Source organism: Allobosea sp. (assembly GCF_048595345.1).
In the GTDB taxonomy this organism is placed as follows: domain Bacteria; phylum Pseudomonadota; class Alphaproteobacteria; order Rhizobiales; family Beijerinckiaceae; genus Allobosea.
Genome location: NZ_JBMDWH010000203.1, coordinates 1 through 18,440 on the forward strand (window position 1 = coordinate 1; position 18,440 = coordinate 18,440).

14 protein-coding genes are annotated in these 18,440 nt (G+C 67.9%); 3 read left to right on the plus strand and 11 right to left on the minus strand.

Translation table 11 applies throughout. From position 1 onward, the window contains the following. The 7 genes from ACOJTB_RS17595 to ACOJTB_RS17625 all read right to left on the minus strand — a co-directional run. On the minus strand, positions 1 to 656 hold a 656-nt coding region (locus tag ACOJTB_RS17595), incomplete at its 3' end, for an MCP four helix bundle domain-containing protein (protein WP_420103824.1). Positions 657 to 675: 19 nt separating this feature from the next. Continuing rightward, positions 676 to 1,086, minus strand: coding sequence for a chemotaxis protein CheW (locus ACOJTB_RS17600; RefSeq protein ID WP_420103837.1), 411 nt, complete (start codon positions 1,084 to 1,086; stop codon positions 676 to 678). Between the two features lie 77 nt (positions 1,087 to 1,163). Further along, positions 1,164 to 3,257 carry a chemotaxis protein CheA gene (locus tag ACOJTB_RS17605; RefSeq protein WP_420103825.1) on the minus strand — a complete coding sequence of 698 codons (2,094 nt, stop codon included), beginning with the start codon at positions 3,255 to 3,257 and terminating at the stop codon, positions 1,164 to 1,166. Continuing rightward, positions 3,257 to 3,619: a response regulator gene (locus ACOJTB_RS17610; protein WP_420103826.1), complete on the minus strand. Its 363-nt coding sequence runs from the start codon at positions 3,617 to 3,619 to the stop codon at positions 3,257 to 3,259. The genes ACOJTB_RS17605 and ACOJTB_RS17610 overlap by 1 nt, the downstream gene beginning before the upstream one ends. 2 nt (positions 3,620 to 3,621) lie before the next feature. Continuing rightward, complete coding sequence (locus ACOJTB_RS17615) at positions 3,622 to 3,930, minus strand: STAS domain-containing protein (RefSeq protein WP_420103827.1); 309 nt, start codon at positions 3,928 to 3,930, stop codon at positions 3,622 to 3,624. Positions 3,931 to 4,188: 258 nt separating this feature from the next. Continuing rightward, positions 4,189 to 5,160, minus strand: a complete 972-nt coding sequence (locus tag ACOJTB_RS17620) for an AraC family transcriptional regulator (protein ID WP_420103828.1) — start codon at positions 5,158 to 5,160, stop codon at positions 4,189 to 4,191. Positions 5,161 to 5,217: 57 nt separating this feature from the next. Further along, on the minus strand, positions 5,218 to 5,967 hold the full coding sequence (locus ACOJTB_RS17625; RefSeq protein WP_420103829.1) for an SDR family NAD(P)-dependent oxidoreductase: 750 nt from the start codon (positions 5,965 to 5,967) through the stop codon (positions 5,218 to 5,220). A gap of 202 nt (positions 5,968 to 6,169) precedes the next feature. Here ACOJTB_RS17625 and aroQ point away from each other — a divergent pair, with 202 nt between their 5' ends. Then, positions 6,170 to 6,604: a type II 3-dehydroquinate dehydratase gene (aroQ, locus tag ACOJTB_RS17630; protein WP_420103830.1), complete on the plus strand. Its 435-nt coding sequence runs from the start codon at positions 6,170 to 6,172 to the stop codon at positions 6,602 to 6,604. Positions 6,605 to 6,635: 31 nt separating this feature from the next. Here the strand turns inward: aroQ and ACOJTB_RS17635 are convergent, their stop codons facing one another. From ACOJTB_RS17635 to ACOJTB_RS17650, 4 genes are read right to left on the minus strand one after another with little or no spacing between them, the layout of a single operon-like run. Continuing rightward, on the minus strand, positions 6,636 to 9,779 hold the full coding sequence (locus ACOJTB_RS17635; protein ID WP_420103831.1) for an efflux RND transporter permease subunit: 3,144 nt from the start codon (positions 9,777 to 9,779) through the stop codon (positions 6,636 to 6,638). After that, on the minus strand, positions 9,776 to 12,940 hold the full coding sequence (locus ACOJTB_RS17640) for an efflux RND transporter permease subunit (RefSeq protein ID WP_420103832.1): 3,165 nt from the start codon (positions 12,938 to 12,940) through the stop codon (positions 9,776 to 9,778). Before ACOJTB_RS17640 ends, ACOJTB_RS17635 begins: the two co-directional genes overlap by 4 nt. 13 nt (positions 12,941 to 12,953) lie before the next feature. Further along, a complete protein-coding gene (locus ACOJTB_RS17645; RefSeq protein WP_420103833.1) occupies positions 12,954 to 14,420 on the minus strand; it encodes an efflux RND transporter periplasmic adaptor subunit in 1,467 nt (488 codons plus the stop codon). Continuing rightward, positions 14,417 to 15,931 carry an efflux transporter outer membrane subunit gene (locus tag ACOJTB_RS17650; protein WP_420103834.1) on the minus strand — a complete coding sequence of 505 codons (1,515 nt, stop codon included), beginning with the start codon at positions 15,929 to 15,931 and terminating at the stop codon, positions 14,417 to 14,419. The genes ACOJTB_RS17645 and ACOJTB_RS17650 overlap by 4 nt, the downstream gene beginning before the upstream one ends. Positions 15,932 to 16,124: 193 nt before the next feature. Between ACOJTB_RS17650 and ACOJTB_RS17655 the strand changes: the two genes are divergently transcribed. Both ACOJTB_RS17655 and ACOJTB_RS17660 read left to right on the plus strand, forming a co-directional pair. Continuing rightward, complete coding sequence (locus ACOJTB_RS17655) at positions 16,125 to 16,571, plus strand: MerR family transcriptional regulator (protein ID WP_420103835.1); 447 nt, start codon at positions 16,125 to 16,127, stop codon at positions 16,569 to 16,571. A gap of 267 nt (positions 16,572 to 16,838) precedes the next feature. Then, a partial coding sequence (locus ACOJTB_RS17660) for a helicase-related protein (RefSeq protein WP_420103836.1) occupies positions 16,839 to 18,440 on the plus strand: 1,602 nt, incomplete at its 3' end.

An 18,440-nucleotide genomic window follows, 5' to 3' on the forward strand; every position in this document is an offset into this window, starting at 1 on the left:
TCGGCCTGGGCGGCGAGGGCCTGCCGCCGCGTCTCGAGATCGGCCATGCTGTTGGCCGTGAAGGTTTCGATGAGCATGCGCAGATAGCGCGCGGTCTCGTAGCGCGCGGTCATGACCGTGCGGCCGGCGACGGTGTATTCCATCGAATCCGGGTGCTTGCCGAGCTCGGCCAGCGCCGTGGCATAGGCGGCGTTCTGCGCGGTCAGGGCAGGCGCGCCTTCCGCGGTCCAGAGATCGTAGCCGCGGTTCGCCGAGTTCAGCTTGGCGTTGCGAACGATCTCATCCTGAATCTCGTTCAGGACCTTGCCCTTGGCGAGGGCCTGGTCGATCAGGCGCTTTCCTTCGGGGGACGCGATGGCGTAGAGTTCCGCCGTGATCCTGGCCGCATTGGCGCGGCGGGTCATAACCTCGGCCGCGGCCGCTTCGATGTCCTTGGCTTCCGACGCCAGGATGGCGTTCTTTTCGGCGCGCACCTGGCCCTGAAGTTCGGACTGGATGTCTCCGATCTTCCCGATCCGCTCGCCCTGCTTGATGATGGTCTGCTGCGAGACGTCGAGCTTGGACAGCTCCTGGAACGACATGACGCCGGACACCATCGACAGTGCAATGATCGCTCCGAATGCCGTGGCGAGCTTGGCTTTGATCGTAAAGCGCATGATTTTGCCCCTTCAGCCCCTAGTTCAGTATGGTTGCGATGTTCGGGACGATGATGAATTCACCGTTCCATTTCGAGATGAAGCCGATGTATTCCGGCTTCCAATTCATTCCGATCCGCGGCGTCACCTGAGCGTCGGCGCGGGAAATTTCGGTCACTTCGTGAACCTTGTCGGCGATGATGCCGAGGGCGACCGGGTCGTCGTCGATCTCGACCTCGATGACGACGATGCGGGTGTCCGGCGTCGCCGCTGTCAGCGGCATGCCGAAGCGTTCGCGCAGATCCGCCAGCGGAATGATGTTGCCGCGGACATTGATCAGGCCCGGCACATGGGCGCGGGAGCCGGCGACGCGGGTCAGCGGGACGGGATCGATGATCTCGCGGACCATGGCGGTCTCGATCGCGAAGATCTCCGAGCCGATGCCGACCATCAGCGCCTGGATGCTGCCGGTGCTCGCCGCACCTGCGGCCTGCCGGGGAGCGGTCGCTGCTGTTGCTGTCGCGGTCATCACGCGGCCTCCGTCATCTTGTCCATCTCGGCCCGGCTCTGGCCGATGCCCGCGAGCTGGGCGACATCGAGGATCAGGGCGGCGGAGCCGTCGCCCAGGATGGTGGCGCCCGAGAACATCGTGACGTCGGAATGCAGCTTCGAGAGCGACTTGATCACCGTCTGGTGGCTGCCGATGATCTGGTCGGCCACCAGCCCGACCCGCATTTCGCCGGTCGAGATGATGATGACCTTCTGGTGCGGGTCGGCCTCGCCCTGCGCGTCGAACTGCTCGCGCAGGCGCAGGAAGGGCACCAGCTCGCCGCGTACGCTGAGGAAGCTGCGGCCGCGCGAGCGGCTCTCATCCGCCGTGCTCAGCTCGAGGCAGTCCTCCACCGCCGAAAGCGGGATGATGTAGCGCCCCTCGCCGACGCGGATCAGCAGCCCGTCGATGATCGCCAGCGTCAGCGGCAGGCGCAGCGTCACCGAGGAACCGTGGCCGTAGATGGTGGCGAGGTCGATGGTCCCGCGCATGGCCTCGATGGTGCGCTTGACCACGTCCATGCCCACGCCGCGACCGGAGAGGGCGGAGATGGTCTTCGCCGTCGAGAAGCCGGGGTGGAACAGGAACTGGTGGATCTCGTGCTCGGAGAGGTTGGCGCCGGGCTGGATCAGGCCGTTTTCCTCGGCCTTGGCCCGGATGCGCGCGGTGTCGAGGCCGCCGCCATCATCCTGCACCGTCACCAGCACCTGGGCGCCGACATAGCGGGCCGAGAGCTCGATGCGGCCCGTGGCGGATTTGCCGGAGGCGGCGCGGCGCTCGGCATTCTCGATGCCGTGGTCGATGGCGTTGCGGATGAGGTGGACCAGCGGATCGGCGAGACGCTCGATCATGGTCTTGTCCATCTCGGTGTCCTCGCCGATCGTGACGAACTCGACCGGCTTGGCGAGATCGCGCGAGAGGTCGTGGACGAGGCGGCGGAAGCGGCCGAACAGCGTGCCCATCGGCACCATGCGCACGCCCATGGTGGTGTCGCGCAGGCCCGAGGCGAGGCGCTCCACCTCCTCGGCGATCGCCTTGATGGCGAGGTCGTTGCTCACATGGGCGAGCTGCGAGAGCCGGGCCTGGGCGATGACGAGCTCGCCGACGCGGTCCATCAGCTCGTCCAGGCGCTCGGCCTGCACGCGGACCGTGGAACCCTTGTCGTCCTGGCGGCGGTTGTGCTCGACCTTCTCGGGGCCGGCCTCGCCTGCCGGTTTCACCGCAGCGGGCTTGGCGGCCGCAGCCGGTTCGGCCTTGGCGACGGGGGCCTGCGGCGCGGGCTTCGCCGGCGCGGCGGGAGCCGTCGCGGGAGCGGCGACAGCGGGGGCGGGGGCTGGGGCGGCCGGCTCTGCGGCAGGCTGCGCCGCCTCTCCTTCCAGCGGCGTGATGCCGAGGGTCATCTCGTCGCGGACGAACATGAACACGTCCTCGATCGCTTCACGCGGGCAGGGCGCGTTCAGCGTCACCGTCCAGCGCACGAAGCAATGGGTCGGCTCGAGCATCGCCAGATGCGGGACCTGATCGAGATCGGCGACGACCTCGCAGGGGCCGAGGTCGCGCAGCTCGTCCAGCAGGCCGAGCGGGTTGGTGCCGTTGCGCAGGATGTCCGGCACGTAGGCGATCTCGACGACCCAGCCGGCCTGCTGCGGCTCGGCCGCGGCGGCCGGGGCGGCCTCGGGAGCCTCGGCGCCGCCGGTGCCGCCGGAGACCAGCTGCTGCAGATCGGCGACGATCGCATCGCCGATGACGGCGTCGGTGGAATCGGGATCCTCGATCAGGGCGCGGATATAGTCGCGTGCCGAGAGCGAGACCGTGACGATCTCGTGATTGGCCGAGATCTTGCCCTTGCGGATCAGATCGAAGGCCGTCTCGAAATCATGGGTGAAAGCGGCGACGCGGTCGAAACCGAACATCGCGCCGGAGCCCTTGATGGTGTGCAGCGCCCGGAAGGCGGCATCGACCAGCTCGCTGTCGCCGGGGCGCTGGCCGAGATCAAGCAGGACGGTCTCGAGCGTCTCGAGCAGTTCGGCGGCTTCCTGACGGAAGGTTTCGGTGGGATCGAGGTCCATCATCAGCGCACCAGCTTTGCGACGACCGCGAGCAACTGCTCGGGCTTGAAGGGCTTGGTGATCCAGCCGGTGGCGCCGGCGGCCTTGGCTTCCTGCTTGACGGCGTCGTCAGACTCGGTGGTCAGGAAGACGATCGGCACGCCCGCGAAGCTCGGCAGGGCGCGCAAGCCACGGATCATCTCCAGCCCATTCATCACGGGCATGTTGAGATCGGTGATGATGAGATCGAAGGTCTGGGACTTGGCCTTGGCCATGCCTTCGGAGCCGTCGGCCGCTTCAGCGACCTGGTGCCCGGCCGGCCCCAGCACCAGCTTGATCATTTGTCGGACGCTCGGCGAGTCGTCCACTGTGAGAATCTGGGCCATGCTCAGTGAGCTCCGGAAAGACGGGGCGCGGCAATGCCGCTGCGTTCAAAGGCGGAGAGCGCCGCAGGAGACAGCGCGGTGACCGCGAAGGGCTGGGCCGCTTCCTCGAAGCTGCGTGCGGCGCTCACCATCAGCTGCACGAAGGTGATGTCCGCGGTGGCGACGGCCGAGCCGTCAACGACGAGGCCTTCGCCCGCGGCGAGGCGGCCATTGGCGTGGTCTGCGAGGCCGGCGACGGTCCGCACCGTGCAGTCGGCAGGGAGAGCGAGAGGCTCGGTTTTCCCTTTCGTCACTGTGATCGATTCGGTCATCGAATCTTGACTCCGTCGTAATTTGGTCTGGATTCGAATCTGCCTCTTCGAGTTTTCGATAGGGTTAATGGATATCTAAAGCTTTTTATATTTGTGTTTACTTTAGTTCGCTTGCAGAGTCGGTGATGCGCATGGCGAGTCACCCGCGTGGGCGCGGTGTAAGACTTGGTTAAGCATAACGAATAAATAATCCTGGGGCCGAGTTGCGCCTCGCGGAAAGCTTCGCGAGAAGCGCAAAACGCCGATCGGCACCGCTTTTCAGCGCAGTCGCCGGGTCTGCGACGGCAATTCGCCGTACATCTTGCGATATTGCGTGGCGAAATGGCCGCGATTGGTAAATCCCCAGGCGCTGGCGATCTCCTCGATCGAGCGCTTCGAGGCGGTGTCGAGCAACTCGCGGCGCACCGCCTCGAGCCGCACTGTCTTAACGTAATCCTGCGGCGTCGCGCCCAGGACCCGCTGGAAGCTCTGCTGCAGGGTGCGCAGGCTCATCTCCGCCGCCCCTGCGACATCGCTCACGGCGATGTCGCCCGGCGGGTGGCTGCGGATAAACTCGACCGCACGGCGGATCTGCCAGGGCACCGCGGTGTCCCGGTCGCCTAGGATATGGGCCGACTCGCCGTGTGGCAGTTGCTCCAGCAACAGCGTGATCATGCCGTCGCGGAGCAGGCGCGCGCCCAGCGCGGAGCGCAGCAGCGGGGCGCCCTCGGCCATGCCGGCCAGCACGGCGGCGAGCAGCCCCGCCAGCATCCGGCCGATCGCGCTGCCGATGCGGAAGCCGGCGGACAGCGCCAAAGGCCCCGCCGGCGGGCGGCCCGTCAGCCGCTCGACGACCCGCCGGACATCGGCGGCGGCGAACGTCATGACGCACAGACGCGAGCCCGGCTTGACCTCCAGCCGCCAGGCGGTGTCCGCAGCCAGTGCATAGGCGTCGCCGCGCCGGCACGTCACGAGGACGCCGGGGGTGATCTCGACGGAGCCGGACGCGACCATCACCACGACCAGCCGGCCGGGGGCTTCGGGAAAGCCGATCTCGCTGGCATTGCCGCATTGGGCGAAGACCAGCTCGGCCTGCCGAAGCGACATTGCGCTGGCGGCGTTGCGCTGGCGCTTTCCGGTATCGAGGATGGAACAGTCGGCGCCCAGCCGCTCCCGCAGGAAGCGTTCGAACTCCCGCGGAGCCATGTCCGGCGGGGACAGATTCGACATGAGGGCGTCGAACAGGTTCACGGTCGCAGCCTGTCCTCTCGATCCGTCAGCTTCCCGTGCATGCCGCCGACGACCGCCTCAGGAGCCGACCAGCTGGCCGCCATCGACGACGATCGTCTGCGCCGTGACCCAGTTGGCCTTGTCGGAGGCGAGGAACATCACGACCTCGGCGACCTCCTCGGGCCGGCCGAGACGGCCGAAGGGAATGCCCGCCCGGATCGATTCGTAATAGACCGGGTCCGACGTCCTGCGGTTTTCCCAGCTGCCACCGGGAAACTCGATCGACCCCGGCGCCACGCAGTTCACGCGGATGCCCTCGGGCGCCAGCATCTTCGCCTGACTGGCGGTGTATTGCATCACCGCCGCCTTGATCGCGGCGTAGGGCGCCGAGCGTGCCGTGGCGCGCAGCCCAGAGATCGAGGCGATGTTCACGATCGAACCCCCGCGCCCGAGATGGGGAAGCGCGGCGTGACTCCCGCGGACGACCGCCATCATGTCGACCCCGAAGGAGGCCGCCCATCCCTCCTCGTCGTCGCGGTAGCCGAAGGCCGAGGCGTTGTTGACCAGGATGTCGAGCCCGCCCAGGGCCTTCACGGCCGCCGGAACATAGCCGGCGATCTCCTGCTCTTTCGCCAGATCGACGCATTGCGCATGGGCGGTGCCGCCAAAGGCTTCGATCTCGCGCCGCGTGGCCTCCAGGGGGCCGGGGCCGCGCGCGCAGATGGAGACCGAGGCGCCCTGGGCCGCGAAGCCGAGCGCGATCGCCCGGCCGATACCTCGGCTGGCGCCCATCACGATGGCGCGTTTGCCCGCAAATGTTCCAGCCATCGAATCGTCCTCTCAGCCTTACCCGAAGTCCTGCGATGGTAACCGGGCGGCCCTCGAAATCCACGCGCCGACGCAAGGGGTGGGCGCGTCGAATTCGCGCGCCGGGACATGTTCGGGAGGATGGCCGGCATGACCGGATGCTCCGGCGCCATCGGACGCAGAATGGACTAAGGTGGCGGCGTCCTCGCCGCGAGACCTCACGATGCGCCTGATCTTCATCCTGAACGGCCCGAATCTGAAGCTGCTCGGCCAGCGCGAACCCTCGATCTACGGGACGACGACGCTCGACGAAATTCGCAGCTGGTGCGAGGCCGATGCGCGGGAATTCGGCCTCGGCATCGACTTTCGCCAATCGAATTTCGAAGGGGAGATCATCGAGGCGGTTCACGAGGCGCGCGGGAAAGCGGCGGGGATCATCATCAACCCGGCGGCCTACACCTTCACCTCGATCGCGATCCTCGACGCATTGAAGACCTTCGACAGGCCGAAGATCGAACTGCACATCTCCAATGTGCATCAGCGCGAGGAGATCTACCACAAATCGCTGGTCTCCAGGACCGCGACGGCGGTCATGGCTGGGTTCGGCGCCTATGGCTATCGGCTGGCCCTGCGCGCCATGGCGGAGATGACGCGCTAGCCGTGGGGCCTCGGCTTCGTCCCGGCGCCGGTCATTCGGCCGGGGCGTTCAAGGTCGGCTCGGCCAGCGGCGGCGCCTTTGGCCTGCGCTTGAGCCTGCTCATCCATAGGTAGATCAGCGGCGTCGTATAGAGCGTCAGGACCTGGCTGAGGATCAGGCCGCCGACGATGGTGATGCCGAGCGGGCGACGCAGCTCGGCGCCGGGGCCGGTCGCAAGCATCAGCGGGATTGCGCCCAGCATGGCCGAAAGCGTCGTCATCAGGATCGGGCGGAAGCGTTCGAGGCAGGCTTCGAAGATGGCTTCCCGAGCTGGCAGGGCGCGCTGACGCTCGGCGCCGATGGCGAAATCCACCATCATGATCCCGTTCTTCTTCACGATGCCGATCAGCAGGATGATGCCGATGAAGGCGATGATGGTGAGATCGGCCCCCGCCACGCGCAGCGCGATCAGCGCGCCGAGGCCTGCCGATGGCAGGGTCGAGATGATCGTCACCGGGTGGATCAGGCTCTCATAGAGCACGCCGAGAATGATGTAGACGGCGAGCACGGCGATCAGGATCATCACGCCCTGGCCGCCCGCCCCTTGCGTGAAGGCCTTGGCGTCGCCGGCGAATTCGGCCCTGAGCGAGGCCGGCATGTGCAGGCCCTCCACGGCCGCGACGACCGCCTCGCTCGCCTCCTGAAGGCCGACGCCGGGGGCGAGGTCATAGGTGATCGTCACCGCCGGGAAGGGGCCCTGATGGTTGATCACGAGCGGGGCGGTGCCGCGCTCGACCTTGACCACGCTGCGCATCGGTACCTGCGCGCCGTTGCGACCCGGCACGAAGAGATCGAGGATGTCGTCGGGGTCTCGGCTGCGCGAAGGTGCGACCTCCAGCACCACGCGATACTGGTTGCGCGCGCCGTAGATCGTCGAGATCTGCCGCTGGCTGAAGGCGTCCGAGAGGACATTGTCGAGATCCTGGATCGCGACGCCGAGCTGGGAGGCCTTGTTGCGGTCGATCACCACCTTGGCCTGGAGGCCACCCTGCTCGCGATCGGTCGAGACGTCCACCAGTTCGGGCAGGGTGCGAAGCTTCTCCAGCACCTTGGGCACCCATTCCTCCAGCTCCGGCAGGTTCGGGTCCCAGAGGGTGAACTGGTATTGCGAGCGGCCCTGACGCCCTCCGGCGCGCACATCCTGAACCGGGGTGAGGAAGATGCGCAGGCCCGGAATGGAGCCGAGCCGGGCGCGAAGCCTCTGAACCACCTGGGCAGAGGAGACGCCGCGCTCCTGCAAGGGCTTCAGGCTGACGAAGAAGCGCCCGGTATTCACCGAGCCGCCCCCGCCGACGAAGGAGGCGACACCCAGAATTGCGGGATCGGAGGCGACGATCGCCGCGCCCTGCTGCTGCAGCTGCATCATGGCCGGGAAGGAAACGTCGGTCGCCGCCTGGGTGAAGCCGATGATCAGCCCGGTATCGTCCTGCGGGAAATATCCCTTGGGCGCGGTGCGGAACATCTGCACCGTCAGCGCCAGCGTCGCGAGCATCACGATCAGCATCGCCCAGCTGTGGCGCAGCGCCAGCCGCAGCGTGTGGGCGTAAAAGCCGCTCATCGCCGAGAGTACGCGCTCGACCGCCCGGTCCAGCCTCGTTTCGCGATGCGGCCCGCCCTTGAGGAAATGCGCGCAGATCATCGGGGTTACGCTGAGCGACACCGCCGTCGATACCAGGATCGCGAAGGTCAGCGTCAGGGTGAATTCGCGGAAGAAGCGCCCCGCCACGCCGTCGATGAAGAAGAGCGGGATGAAGGCGGCGATCAGCGAGAGCGAGATCGAGACGACCGTGAAGCCGATCTGGCCGGCGCCCAGCAGGGCCGCCCGCAGGGGCGACAGACCGCGCGCGATGTTGCGCTCGATGTTCTCGATCATGACGATGGCGTCGTCGACGACGAAGCCGACCGAGATCGTCACCGCCATCAGCGAGAGATTGTCGAGCGTGAAGCCGGCCAGCCACATCGCCGCGAAGGTACCGGCGATGGAGAGCGGTACGGTGATGCCGGCCGCGACGGTGAGCGTCGCCCGGCGCAGGAAGACGAAGACGACGAGCATCACCAGCACGATCGAGATCAGCAGCGTATGCTGGATGTCCGCGATCGAGGCGCGGATGGTCGTCGTGCGGTCGGACATGATCGAAAACTGGATGCCGGCCGGCACCCAGCTCTGGATTTCCGGCAGCAGGGCCTTCACCCGGTCGACCGTCTCGATGACGTTGGCGTCCGCCTGCTTGGTCATGGTGATGAGGATGGCGGGCTTGCCGTTGTACCAGCCGGCGGCGCGGCTGTTGCGCACGCCCATCTCGACGGTCGCGACGTCGCCGAGGCGCACCACCGTGCCCTTGGCCGAGCGCACGACGATGTTGCCGTAATCCTGCGCCTCGCGGATCTGGTTGTTGGCGGAGAGCGTCTCGCTCAGCCGGTCGCCGTCGAAGGAGCCGACGGCGGAGACGGTGTTGGCGTTGACGATGGCGGTGCGGATCGCGTCGAGATTGAGGCCCATGGCGGCGAGGCGGGCAGGATCGAGCCGGACGCGGATCGCCGGCTGCTCGGCGCCGTTGACCGTGACCTCGCCGATGCCTTCGACCTGCGAGATGCGCTGGGCGATGATCGTATCGGCCGCGTCGTACATCGCGCTCGGCGTCATGGTGTCCGAGGTCAGCGCGAGGATCAGGATCGGGGCGGCGTTGGGATTTGCCTTCCGGAATTGCGGCAGGGTCGGCAGATCGCCGGGCAGGTCGGTCGCCGCTGCATTGAGCGCGGCCTGCACGTCGCGGGCGGCGCTGTCGGTGCTGCGCGTCAGGTCGAACTGCAGGACGATCGAGGTCGAGCCGAGAGAGCTCGTCGAGGTGATCTCGGTGACGCCGGGGATCGAGCCCAGCCGGCGCTCGAGCGGGGCTGCGACACTGCCCGCCATCGTCGCCGGATCGGCGCCGGGGCGGCTGGCGAAAACCCGGATGGTGGGGAAATCGACGCTCGGCAGGCTCGCCACCGGCAGGAACCAATAGGCGACCATGCCGATGAGGAAGAGGCCGATCGCCATCAGGGTCGTGCCGACCGGGCGCAGGATGAAGACGTCTGAGAGGCCGCGCGCGGGCTGCGGCGCCGGGCTCGGCTCCTCGGTGCCGGGCGCGCTCACTCAGCCGCCTCCGGCCCGGGATAGGGCACGACGCCGTCGCGGCCGCCGCCCATGCGTCGGCGCAGGTTTTCCAAAGCCAGATAGATGACCGGCGTGGTGTAGAGCGTCAGCAACTGGCTGAGCAGCAGCCCGCCGATAATGGTGATGCCGAGCGGTTGGCGCAGCTCGCTGCCCGTCCCGGTGGCGAGCGCCAGCGGCAGGGCGCCGAGCAGGGCCGCGAGCGTCGTCATCATGATCGGGCGGAAGCGCAGATGGCAGGCCTTCACGATCGCCGCTTCCGGCGAGAGGCCTTCGTTGCGCTCGGCGTCGAGCGCGAAGTCGATCATCATGATCGCGTTCTTCTTCACGATCCCCATCAGCAGGATGATGCCGATCAGCGCCACGATCGAGAGTTCCCTGCCGGTGACGATCAGGGCCAGCAGAGCGCCGACACCCGCCGAAGGCAGCGTGGTCAGGATCGTGAAGGGGTGGACGTAGCTCTCATAGAGAATGCCCAGCACGAGGTAGATCGTCACGATGGCGGCGAGGATCAGCCAGGGCTGGTTGGCCAGCGAGCGGTTGAACTCGGCCGCATCGGCGCTGAATGACCCGGCGATCGCGCTCGGCATGCCGAGCTCGCTCTCGACCCTCGCGATGAGTTGTACCGCATCGCCCAGCGCCTCGCCGGGCGCGAGGTCGAAGGAGATGGTGGCCGCCGGGAACTGCTCCTGATGGGCGATGGAGAGCGGCGCCGTCTCACGGATCAGCCGGGTGAAGGCCGAGAGAGGCACCTGGACGCTGTTCTGCGTCACGGTGGTGTTGCCGGCGCTGTTGGTCTGGCCCTGCGTGTTGGTGTTGCCGGTGACGTAGAGCTTCGAGAGCGAGGAGGGGTCGCGCAGATATTGCGGCGCAGCCTCCAGCACGACGCGGTACTGGTTCGACTGTTCGTAGATCGTCGCGATCTGGCGCTGACCGAAGGCGTCGTAGAGCGTGTCGTTCACGGCCTGGATCGAGACGCCGAGGCGGCCGGCCTTCGCGCGGTCGATCTCGACATGAGCCCGCAGGCCGCCATCCTGCGTCTCGTTGGCGACGTTGCGCATGATGGGCTCGTTGCGCAGCGCCTGGGATAGTCTGCGGGCCCAGTCCATCACCGCGCTCTGGTCGGCGCCCGCGAGCGTGTACTGATATTGCGAGCGGCTGGCGCGGGTGGTGATCTGGATGTCCTGCACCGGCTGGACATAGGCCGCGACGCCCGGGATTGACGCCGCCGCCAGCCGCAGCCGCTCGGCGATCGTCACCGCATCGTCCCGGCGCTCCTCCTTCGGGCGCAGCGTCACCGTCAGGCGCGCGGTATTGAGCGTGGCGTTGGCCTGGCCGATGCCGAGCACCGAGACCACGCCGGTCACGTCCCCGTCGCGCTCCAGGGTCTCGGCGACCTTTTCCTGAAGGCGCTTCATCTCGGTGAAGGAGACGTCCGGCGAGGATTCGAGCACCACCGAAAGCAGGCCGGTGTCCTGATTGGGGAGGAAGCCCTTGGGGATGCCGACATACATCCAGATCGTGAGGGCGAAGGTGGCGATGCTCGCCAGCAGCACGAGACCGCGTGCCTTCAGCGCCCAGCCGAGCGTGACCTCGTAGATCCTCGCCATCGCCGAAATCGGCCATTCGGCGGCGCGCATCAGCCAATTCTCGCGCCCCTCCTCGTGATGGCGCAGCAGCCGGGCGCACATCATCGGCGTCAGCGTCAGCGAGACCACGGCCGAGACGACGACGGCGATGGTCAGCGTCAGGGCGAATTCGCGGAACATGCGTCCGACGAGGCCGGTCATGAACAGCAGCGGGATGAAGACCGCGATCAGCGAGACGGTCAGCGAGATCACGGTGAAGCCGATCTCGCGGGCGCCGTCATAGGCGGCCCGGAGCGGGCTCTTTCCCTGCTCGATATTGCGCACGATGTTTTCGATCATCACGATCGCATCGTCCACGACGAAGCCGGTGCCGATGGTCAGCGCCATCAGCGAGAGGTTGTCGAGGCTGAAACCCGCCAGCCACATCACCGCGAAGGTGGCGACCAGCGATAGCGGCAGGGCGACGCCGGCGATGATGGTGGCGCGCACCGTGCGCAGGAAGAGCAGCACGACGAGCACGACGAGCGCGCAGGAGAGCACCAGCGTGAACTGCACCTCGGCGATCGAGGCGCGGATCGTCTCGGTGCGGTCGCTGACGACATGAATCTCGACGCCGGCCGGAATGCCGCTGCGCAGCTGCGGGATTTCGCGCTTCACCCGCTCGACGGTGGTGACGATATTGGCGCCGGGCTGGCGCATCACGTCCACCACCACCGCGGTCTTTCCCTTGTACCAGGCGCCGACCCGGCTGTTCTCGAGATCGGCCAGAACCTCGGCGACGTCGCGCAGGAAGACCGGTGCGCCGCTGCGATAGGCCACGACGATGTCGCGATAGGCGGCGGCGCTGCCGATCTGGTCGTTGGCCGCGATGGTGTAGGCTTGGTGATTGCCGTCGAGCGCGCCCTTGGCGCCCGCGACATTGGCGGCGACGATCGCGCTGCGCAGATCCTCCATGCCGAGGCCATAGGCGGCGAGGCGCGCCAGATCCGCCTGGATGCGGATCGCCGGGCGCACACCGCCCTCGATCGAGACATGGCCGACGCCGGAAACCTCGGACAGGCGCGGCGACAGCAGCGTGTCGGCGAGGTCGCTGAGCTGGCGCAGCGAGACCGTCTCCGAGGTCAGCGCCAGCACCATGATCGGCGCGTCGGCCGGATTGATCTTGGCGTAGGTCGGCGGGTAGGGCAGGGTTCGCGGCAGGATCGAGCCCGCGGCGTTGATCGCCGATTGCACATCCTGCGCGGCGGCGTCGATATCGCGGTCCAGCTCGAACTGCAGCGTGATCTGGCTGAGCCCGAAGGAGCTCTGCGAAGACATCGTCGAGAGCGCCGGGATCTGCCCGAATTGCCGCTCCAGCGGCGCGGTCACCAGCGAGGCGATGGTTTCCGGATTGGCGCCGGGAAGCTGCGTGGTGATCTGGATCGTCGGGAAATCGACCTGCGGCAGGGCCGAAACCGGCAGGCGCCAATAGCCCAGAAGCCCGCAGAGCAGGACGGCGATGCCCAGCAGCGAGGTCGCGACGGGCCGGCCGATGAAGGGTGAGGACACGCTCATCGCCGCGGCCCCGTCATGGCCGGGCTTGCGGGGGAGGCGCTTCGGCGCCGCCCGGCGAGGCCGGCTGTTGGCCGGGCGTGCCTTGCTCGCCATTGCGGCGACCGCCTTCGCGCCGTCCACCTTGACCCTCGCCCTCGCGGCGGGGGCGGTCGGCGCGCGGCTCGCCCGCCGGGGCGGAAGGTGCGTCGGTTGCCGGAGCACTCGCGCCGGGGCTGTTCGCCTCGCCGGCGGCGGGATCTCGCGGACGGCGCCCGCCCTGTCCGGGTTCGCGCGTTCCGCGCCGGCCCGGCGCCGCGACGGGGGGCTGTGCGGCTTCCTCGGGCGTCGTGACCTTGACCCGTGCCTTGTCGGTCAGCCGGGCGAAGCCGGTCGTCACCAGCTTCTCGGGGGGCTTCACGCCCGAGCTGATCACCGCGGTCATCTCGTCCTGCTGGCCGACCGTGACCGCCACCTGCCGGACGGTCTCGTCGTCGTTGACGGCGAAGACATAGGCGCCGTTCGGCCCGCGCTGGATCGCCGAGGTCGGCGCGACGATGGCCTGTTTCAGCACGTCCACGAAGACACGCACGTTGACGAACTGCCCCGGCCAGAGCTGGAGGCGCTCATTGGGAAAGCGTGCCTTGACCTTGATGGTGCCGGTGGTCTGGTCGACGACATTGTCGATCACCTCGACCACGCCCTTGTCGATGACGGTGGTTCCGTCCGCGTCGAGCGCGTCGACGCTGACCGGTCCGCGTGCCAAGGCGGCGCTGACCGCCCGCACTTGCTGCTGCGGCAGGTTGAAGAGCAGGGCGATCGGCTTCAGCTGGGTGATGACGACGAGCCCGTTGGAATCGGAGGCGCGGACGAGATTGCCCTGATCGACGAGCCTGATGCCGAGGCGGCCGTCGATCGGCGCGCGAATGGTGGTGTAGTCGAGCACAGCCTTGGTGTTGTCGATGGCGGCCTGGTCGGATCGAACCTGAGCCTCCAGCTGCGCCACCGTCGCGCGCTGCGTATCGGCCTGCTGGCGCGAGCCGTAATCGGTCTGGGCGAGCCTCGCATAGCGATCGAGATCGGCGCGCGCATTGGCGAGCAGGGCCTCGTCTTGCGCCTTCTTGGCGAGCGCTTGATCATATTGCGCCTGATAGGTCACGGGGTCGATCTTGGCGAGAACGTCTCCCTTCCTGACGTCCTGCCCGTCCTTGAAGGCGATCTCGAGCAGGCGGCCATCGACCTGGCTGCGCACGGTCACGGTGTTCAGCGCCTGAATGGTGCCGACCGCATCGGCCGTCACCGGCACGTCGGCGAAGCGCGCGGGGGTGGCGATGACCGGGATCGGCCCCTCGCCGCCGAAGCGCGCGCGGCGCCCGCCACGGCCCTGACCCTGCTGGTTGGTCGCGGCGGTCTCGCCCGCGCCCGGCCACCACGCGCCATTGTAGCTGTGCCAGCCCCAGGCGGCCGCGCCGGCGAGGATCAGCAGGATGAGAAGCCGCTTCATCGCGCCGCCTCCGCGTCGAGGATCGCAGCCTGCCGGTCGGCCTGCGTCCAGCCGCCACCCAGGGCCTTGAACAGCTCGACATAGGCGGTGAGCTTTTGCAGGCGGACCTGAAGAAGCTGGTCCTGCGCCTGGAACAGAGTCTGCTGCGTGTTGAGCACGGTGACGATGTCGATGGTGCCCTCTCGCAGGCGCTGCTCGGTGATCGCATAGGCGCGGCGCGCCGCGGCGACGGTCTCGCCCTGAAGGCGCTCGTGACGAGTGTTCTCGCGCACGGCGATCAGGGCGTTTTCGACGTCGGCGAAGGCCTGGACGATGGTCTTGCGGTAGGTCGCGAGCAGTTCGTCGGCGGATCCGCGCTCCAGTTCGACCTGTGCCCGCAGCCGCCCGCCGTCGAGGATGGGCTGGACCAGCCCGGCGGCGGCCTGGGCGAAGGCGGCGTCCGGTCGCAGCAGGTTCTTCAGCAAGGCGCTTTCGAGCCCGCCCTGGCCGGTCAGGGTGATGCTGGGGAAGAGCGCGGCCCGCGCCGCATAGAGCGTCGCCTCCTGCGCGGTCAGGCGGGTCTCGGCCTCGGCGATGTCGGGACGGCGCTGGAGCAGCTGCGAGGGCAGGCCGGGGCGGATCGGCGGCACCGTGATCGCGTTCAGGCTGCCGCCCCTGACCGCCACCGTCGCAGGGGTTTCCCCGATCAGGACCGCCAGCGTCACTTTGGCCTGCCGCAGCGACAGTTCCAGCGAGGGCACGCTCGCCTTCTGCTGGGCGAGCACGCTTTCCTGCTGGGCGACGTCGAGCTGCGTCGCGGTCCCGACATCGAGGCGGGCCCGGATCGCCTTCAGGATGCGTTCGGCAGCGGCGATGTTGTCGTTGGCGATCCGCAGCCGGTCCTGCGCCGCCAGAACCTGAAAATAGGTGGTGACGACATTGGACACTGTCGTCAGCGCCACCACATCGCGGTCGAAGCGCGTCGCCTGCGCCGCGAGGCGGCCGGCATCGGAGGTGGCGCGGTTCCGGCCCCAGAAATCAAGCTCGTAGCTCGCTGAGAGGCCGAGGCTGAAGCTGTTGCCGACGCTCTCGTTGAAGGGCGGGCGCCGGGCGCCAAGCGTGCCGGGCCGCAGGCTGCGCTGGGCATCGCCGCTGCCGCTGAGCGAGGGGTAAAGCGAGGAGGAGGCGACGCGCGACTGGGCATCCGCCTGCCGGATGCGCGCGACCGCGACGGCGATGTCGAAATTGCCGTCGCCGGCCTGCTCGACCAGCCGGGTCAGTTCCGCCGAGCGGAACAGGCGCGGCCAGTCGGTGGCGACCGGAGCCGCAGGCCGCTTCTCGCCCGCCGCGAAGCCGGGGGTGACCGCGACGCCGATATCCGGGCGCTGATCGGCCGGCAGGCAGGCCCCGAGACCGAGCGCGACGGCCGCTGCAGAGCAGAGGCGAGGAAAGGAAAAACGTGCTGTCAGCCGTGCGAGATGGGGCCGTGCCGGATCATGCAACTCGCCCGGCACCATTCCGCCCGTCTCCATCTTCGATGCCCGAAACGCGGAATGCGCAACCAGGCCCGCTTCTAGAATGGTCGCCAGCCGAGAGAAAGTGAATTTGTCTTAATCTTTGCCGCCGTAGCCGCGGTGGTGGGGGGCTGTTCGGCCGAGGACGGCTGCTTGCCAAAGCCTGCCCCCGACACGATCTTCCGCGAGCGAGAGCGGCAAGGAGACGAAGATGAGCGTCCATGACGGGCTGGAGCGGGTCATGCCGATCGGTGCGCTGGCGGAGCGGACCGGCGTCAAGGTCGAGACGATCCGCTATTACGAGCAGGTCGGGCTGCTGCCGCCGCCGGAGCGCTCCGAGGGCAATCAGCGCCGGTACGGGCGCCGCCATGCCGAACGGCTCGCCTTCATCAAGCATGCGCGCGATCTCGGCTTCTCGGTCGAGGCGATCCGCGCTCTGCTGAAGCTCTCCGACACGCCCGAAATCGCCTGCGACGAGGCGCATGCCATCTCGGTGGCACATCTGGACGAGGTCCGGCACAAGATCGCGCGGCTGCGCTCGCTCGAAAAGGAGCTGGAGCGCATCGCCACCACCTGTTCGGGCGGGGTGGCCGCCTGCGACTGCGCCATCATCGAGGCGCTGGCCGACCATGGACAGTGCCGTCACGCTCGGCACTGAGGCGAGTGAGCCCGGATGTCGGACTCGTTTCCGGCGCCGGACGGCTTAGATAGAGCAAGCGCGGGCGGTTCCGAGCCGTGGGCGCCAGCAGGCACAGGAGGCGGGCGATGCCGGGATTGCTGCCAATGATAGACCTCGGAGTCGGCGAGGAGAACAAATCCCGATTCCGCCCGAGTCAGCGATTCGGCCTCGGTTCGTTCAGGGCCCGTTCCTGACTCCTTCAAAGCTCCAGTCCGGATGGCGGCTCCAGCCGTCCCGGCGCGCGACATGATCGGCCTTCGCTTGCAGCCTCAGCGTTCACTGCCCCCTTCCGGCCGCGCCAACGGCGTCACCGCGGTTCTCGGCCCCACCAATACCGGCAAGACCCATCTCGCCATCGAGCGGATGGTCGCGCATCCCACCGGCATGATCGGCCTGCCGCTGAGGCTTCTGGCGCGCGAGGTCTACCAGCGGGTCGTCGAGAAGGTCGGACCCGAGGCGGTCGCGCTCGTCACCGGCGAGGAGAAGATCAAGCCGGAACGGCCGCGCTTCTGGATCTGCACCGTGGAGGCCATGCCGCGCGATCTCGCGGTCGATTTCGTCGCGATCGACGAAATCCAGCTGGCCGCCGATCTCGATCGCGGCCATGTCTTCACGGATCGGCTGCTGAACCGGCGTGGGCGCGCCGAGACGATGCTGATCGGCTCCGGCACGATGCGCCCGCTGGTCGAGCAGCTCATCCCCGGCTGCAACATCGTCACGAGGCCCCGGCTTTCGAACCTGATGTTCGCGGGCGATCGCAAGATCACGAGGTTGCCGCCGCGCTCGGCCATCGTCGCCTTCTCGGTCGAGGAGGTCTACGCCATCGCCGAGCTGATCCGTCGGCAGAAGGGCGGGGCCGCGGTGGTGCTGGGCGCGCTGTCGCCCCGCACCCGCAATGCGCAGGTCGAGATCTACCAGTCCGGCGATGTCGATTATCTCGTCGCGACCGATGCGATCGGCATGGGGCTCAATCTCGACGTCGATCACATCGCCTTCGCCGCCGACAAGAAATTCGACGGGCATCATTACCGCAAGCTGCAACCGGGCGAGTTCGGCCAGATCGCCGGGCGAGCCGGGCGGCATCTGCGCGACGGCACCTTCGGCACCAGCGGGCGCTGCCCGCCCTTCGACGCCGAGCTGGTCGAGGCGATCGAGACCCATCGCTTCGAGCCGATCCGCCAGATGCAATGGCGTAATTCCGATCTCGATCTGCGCTCCATCGCCGGTTTGCTCGACACGCTCAACCTGCAGCCCCGGGAGCAGGGGCTGACGCGGGCGCTGATCGCCGAAGATATGACGACGCTGGAAATCCTGGCGAGGGACCCGGACGTTGCCGCCCTGGCGCAGGGGCGCCCCGCCGTCGAGCGGCTGTGGGAGGTCTGCGCGCTGCCGGACTATCGCAAGATCTCGCCGATGCAGCATGCCGATCTGGCGACCACGCTGTATCTGCGGCTGATGCGACACGGCCGGCTCGATCCGGACTGGTATGCCGGCCAGCTGGCCTCGCTGGACCGCACCGATGGCGAGATCGACACGCTCTCGGCGCGCATCGCGCAGGTGCGGACCTGGACCTTCGTCGCCAACCGGCCGGACTGGTTGCCCGATCCCGAGCATTGGCAGGGCATGGCGCGTCTTGTAGAGGACAAATTGTCGGACGCTCTGCACGAGCGGATCGCCAGCCGATTTGTCGATCGGCGCACCAGCGTGCTGATGCGCCGCTTGCGGGAGAATGCGATGTTGGAGGCTGAGGTCACTGCGACGGGCGACGTGCTCGTCGAGGGCCAGCATGTGGGGATGCTGCAGGGCTTCCGCTTCACGGCGGACCCCAAGGCGGGGGGGGCCGAGGTC

What these genes read in the sequence shown, in the direction of transcription:
- ACOJTB_RS17610 (WP_420103826.1), bottom strand. Translation starts at nt 3,619, where the DNA reads ATGGCCCAGATTCTCACAGTGGACGACTCGCCGAGCGTCCGACAAATG.
- ACOJTB_RS17655 (WP_420103835.1), top strand. Translation starts at nt 16,125, where the DNA reads ATGAGCGTCCATGACGGGCTGGAGCGGGTCATGCCGATCGGTGCGCTG.
- ACOJTB_RS17615 (WP_420103827.1), bottom strand. Translation starts at nt 3,930, where the DNA reads ATGACCGAATCGATCACAGTGACGAAAGGGAAAACCGAGCCTCTCGCT.
- ACOJTB_RS17650 (WP_420103834.1), bottom strand. Translation starts at nt 15,931, where the DNA reads ATGGAGACGGGCGGAATGGTGCCGGGCGAGTTGCATGATCCGGCACGG.
- ACOJTB_RS17605 (WP_420103825.1), bottom strand. Translation starts at nt 3,257, where the DNA reads ATGATGGACCTCGATCCCACCGAAACCTTCCGTCAGGAAGCCGCCGAA.
- ACOJTB_RS17645 (WP_420103833.1), bottom strand. Translation starts at nt 14,420, where the DNA reads ATGAAGCGGCTTCTCATCCTGCTGATCCTCGCCGGCGCGGCCGCCTGG.
- ACOJTB_RS17600 (WP_420103837.1), bottom strand. Translation starts at nt 1,086, where the DNA reads ATGGTCGGCATCGGCTCGGAGATCTTCGCGATCGAGACCGCCATGGTC.
- ACOJTB_RS17625 (WP_420103829.1), bottom strand. Translation starts at nt 5,967, where the DNA reads ATGGCTGGAACATTTGCGGGCAAACGCGCCATCGTGATGGGCGCCAGC.
- ACOJTB_RS17640 (WP_420103832.1), bottom strand. Translation starts at nt 12,940, where the DNA reads ATGAGCGTGTCCTCACCCTTCATCGGCCGGCCCGTCGCGACCTCGCTG.
- aroQ (WP_420103830.1), top strand. Translation starts at nt 6,170, where the DNA reads ATGCGCCTGATCTTCATCCTGAACGGCCCGAATCTGAAGCTGCTCGGC.